This window comes from Actinomyces sp. HMSC08A09 (assembly GCF_001807465.1).
GTDB classification, from domain to species: Bacteria; Actinomycetota; Actinomycetes; order Actinomycetales; family Actinomycetaceae; genus Actinomyces; species Actinomyces oris.
This window is the reverse complement of sequence record NZ_KV789092.1, coordinates 8742-9776: the sequence shown is the minus strand read 5'-3', so window position 1 is coordinate 9776 and position 1035 is coordinate 8742. Positions and strand designations below refer to the sequence as shown.

The following is a 1035-nucleotide window of genomic DNA, read 5'->3' as shown; positions in this document are numbered from 1 at the left end:
CTCGTTTCACGTCGGTCCGGATTGCCTCGGGATCTCGTTGAGAATAGACGTCGATGTCGATGGTGCTGCCCTTGACGTTCCAGGATACGGAGATGATGAACTCGCCTGAGTAGTCGGGCTCCTGCTGGAGTGTCTTCTGCCGGGTTGAGGCCAGTAGATTGGCGGCCGCCTCCGCGCTGGTGTTGTCCTTGAGGCGCACGTCCAGTAGGACTTCGTTGCCTCCGAGGTCGGCTGAGGCATGCGCGATCTCGGCGGAGGTGACGTCTGGGCTGCTGGAGAGGTGCTTGGAGGCTGTGCTGGCAACGCGCCGGACTTGGAAGCCATCCGGACCACTGGCGGGGTGCACAGTGATGTCGATCAGGTAGACCAAACCAGCAATGATCACCACGAGGACGACCAGCATCACCCGGACAGCCCACCACCCCGCCGACCTGCCCGACGACGGTTTCCTCCGGCCGACAGAGGCTCCGCTGCCCGAGTTGACGGCCAGGGCTTCGTCTGCGCCGACGTCTCCTCTGCGTTCAGGTGTGGTCTGCTCGTCAGGCATCGGCTGCTTCCTTGCTGACTCAATGGAGGTATTGAGGCTTATTCACAGGGCTAGCCGACGCCGGCATCTGCGCAGGTCACAGTGCCTTTGACGGATGCTGTGAATAAGCCTCATTCTTCCCGATCCGTTGTGGTGGTGGTGAGGGTGTTCGTCCTGACGGCGCAGAGGTGAAGGTGGGGTTGGTGGGTTGGTTAGAGTTCGGCGACTTTGTTGAGGATGGTGGCTTCGTCTTGGCCGGTGCTGCCGTCATGCTGCGGTGTCCAGGTGCCGTTGTTGCAGGTGAAGGTCAGCCAGGGGTCGGCGACGCTGTTGGTGTCCGTTGCCCAGTTGTTGAGCTGGAGTGTGGTCAGTCCTGCGGATTGGCAGTCGGCGACGGTGTGGACGACGGGGGCTGTTGCCTCGGGGGTGAGGTCCTTGGTGTCGTCGGTGACTAGGCCGGTGACGGACAGAGTGCCATTGTCGAGGTCGATGGTGCCGGTGGGGCTGGC

2 pseudogenes are annotated in these 1035 nt (G+C 62.4%); both read right to left on the bottom strand.

From position 1 onward, the window contains the following. A pseudogene (locus HMPREF3165_RS13635) lies at positions 1–547 on the bottom strand (hypothetical protein); the annotation flags it as partial. Positions 548–738: 191 nt separating this feature from the next. Then, positions 739–1035: pseudogene (locus HMPREF3165_RS13630) on the bottom strand (hypothetical protein); the annotation flags it as partial.